We start from the raw sequence: 344 nt of genomic DNA on the forward strand, positions 1-344 counted from the left end.
GCGTTCGGCACCGCGAGCCCGACGCTGGGCGGCCTGTTCAAGGCCGGCACGGCGGCGTGGTCGTTCGCGCCGAGCATCGCGCTGCCGATCTTCGAAGGCGGGCAGAACATCGCGAACCTCGATCTCGCGAACGTGCAGAAGCGCATCGAGATCGCGAACTACGAGAAGGCGATCCAGTCGGCATTCCGCGAAGTGTCGGACGGTCTTGCCGCACGCGGCACGTATGATCAGCAGATCGCGGCGCTCGAGCGCAACGAGCACGCGCAGCAGCGTCGCTTCGATCTGTCGGACCTGCGTTACAAGAACGGTGTCGACAGCTACCTGTCGGTGCTGACCGCGCAGAC

At 65.7% G+C, this 344-nt stretch carries 1 protein-coding gene; it reads left to right on the plus strand.

From position 1 onward, the window contains the following. On the plus strand, window positions 1–344 hold a 344-nt coding region (locus HWX03_RS36695), incomplete at both ends, for a TolC family protein (RefSeq protein WP_175874682.1).

This window comes from Burkholderia sp. BCC0397 (assembly GCF_902832865.1).
GTDB lineage: Bacteria > Pseudomonadota > Gammaproteobacteria > Burkholderiales > Burkholderiaceae > Burkholderia.